General features: G+C 67.1%; 3 protein-coding genes. All 3 read left to right on the plus strand.

Annotated features, from left to right (window positions below; translation table 11 throughout):
* The first annotated feature begins 299 nt into the window (after positions 1 to 299).
* From ACPZVR_RS25355 to ACPZVR_RS25365, 3 genes are read left to right on the plus strand one after another with little or no spacing between them, the layout of a single operon-like run.
* Positions 300 to 431, plus strand: coding sequence for a hypothetical protein (locus tag ACPZVR_RS25355; protein ID WP_436702472.1), 132 nt, complete (start codon positions 300 to 302; stop codon positions 429 to 431).
* Positions 428 to 622: a hypothetical protein gene (locus ACPZVR_RS25360; RefSeq protein WP_436702473.1), complete on the plus strand. Its 195-nt coding sequence runs from the start codon at positions 428 to 430 to the stop codon at positions 620 to 622. The genes ACPZVR_RS25355 and ACPZVR_RS25360 overlap by 4 nt, the downstream gene beginning before the upstream one ends.
* Positions 623 to 637: 15 nt before the next feature.
* A complete protein-coding gene (locus tag ACPZVR_RS25365) occupies positions 638 to 1,486 on the plus strand; it encodes a hypothetical protein (protein ID WP_436702474.1) in 849 nt (282 codons plus the stop codon).
* The last annotated feature ends 175 nt before the right edge of the window (positions 1,487 to 1,661 follow it).

Below are 1,661 nucleotides of genomic sequence, written 5' to 3' on the forward strand. Positions count from 1 at the left end.
CCGAAGTCGGATTGACGACCGAAGGGGTCGCGCTGATCGAGATCGAACTTCAGGGGCGAGCTGCATGAACCCCGATCCCTGGTTCGCGGCGTGGACTCTGGTCACCCTCATCCTGGCGCTGCTGCTGATCTGGGGCGGCTGGAACCTGTGGACGGGGCGGTGGTGGCAGTGAGCGCCGACGTCACGGAGATCCACCGCTACCGGGCCTACTGCGCGGAGTGCAACTGGTGGTCCGACGAGCTGGAGTCCGAGGAAGCGGCAGATCGTGACGCGGATGAGCACGACGAGGAGTGCCACTCATGACCGCCAACAGGCCCATCTTCGACCCTGACCATCGTGCCCGGTCTGTCGCCGTGGTCGTCGTGGTCGGTGCGGTCATCGGGCTGCTGGTGCTGGTGATGCTGCTGGACATCGTGGTGAGGTCGGCATGAGTGCCGAGTACGTGCGCCGCTACTACGGCGTCGACTTCAAGCGCGGCGACCGGGTCGCGGTTGACGGCAAGCCGGGGACGGTCGTGTCGTTCCCCGACCAGTACATCGGCGTCCGACTCGACGGCGAGAGGCACACCTCACGCTGCCACCCGACCTGGCGGCTTGAGCGCATCAGCGACACCACTGTCTGATCTTCCGTCGCCCACGTGACTGTTCGCGTGGTCGGCGGATCGAGGGGCGCCCTGGCAGGAACAGGGCGCCCCGACCAATTCCTAGGCCCCGTGCGCGATGCGACGGGCCAACAACGCATCTCGACAGAAGGACTTCCGATGACCACCACTCTCAACCTCACGGCTCGCGAGCTCGCCGCCGTGGTGCACCCGGTCCTGCCGTTGGCGGGCAAGGACGACGCGCTGCCCGTGATCAACGCGGTGCTGATCGAGACGGACGGCAAGTGGCTGTACGCCATGTCGACCGACCGGTTCCGCATCGGCGTCAAGCGGATCGCCAAGCGACCAACCGACGACGACCCGACCATCGAGTGGCCTGCGTTCCGTGCGCTGATCCCGTTGCGCTCCGTCCGGTCACTGCTGTCCATGTTCAAGCCGACCCGGAGCATGAATCCCGAGCTGAGCCTGACGATCGACGGCGACAACCTGATCGCCGAGGGGGCGGGTGGGTTCGACCTGTTCGACTCCTCGCGCTTCACCTACGCACTTACGCCCGGCGAGTTCCCGGACCTCCGTGCACTCGTCCGCAAGGCGACCGAGGGTGCCGATGAGCGTGGTCACGAGGCTGGGATCAACCCGACTTTCCTGGCGGACTTCAAGGCGTGCGGATCGCCGACACTTCGGCTCACCTTCGGCGCACCCGGCAGGCCGATCCTGCTCACTGACGACGAGGGGTTCATCGGACTGCTGATGCCGCGAAGGCTCGTCGGCGGGGAGGCCGAGGACTGGACGGATTTCCTCGCCGAGAGGCCCGCGAAGAAGGCGACCGCCAAGAAGGCGGCCGCGCCCCGCAAGCGCACCACAAGGAAGACGAGCGCCGCCTAATGTGCCTCGACTGCACCCCCAACTGGGAGCCACCCGCACCAGGCGAGGGCGAAACCTTCGACCCCATCGCCGACGCCATCGACACCAAGCGCCACGCCCGGGACCGGGAGAACCGTGCCGCTGCGGGGATTCCAGAGCCGACCATCGCCGAGCTCGCCCAGGGATTCGGGTCGCA

The organism is Nocardioides segetis (assembly GCF_051390595.1).
Lineage (GTDB): Bacteria > Actinomycetota > Actinomycetes > Propionibacteriales > Nocardioidaceae > Nocardioides.

Excerpts from the sequence above, each read along its gene's own strand:
- ACPZVR_RS25355 (WP_436702472.1), top strand. The coding sequence starts at position 300 with ATGACCGCCAACAGGCCCATCTTCGACCCTGACCATCGTGCCCGGTCT.
- ACPZVR_RS25360 (WP_436702473.1), top strand. The coding sequence starts at position 428 with ATGAGTGCCGAGTACGTGCGCCGCTACTACGGCGTCGACTTCAAGCGC.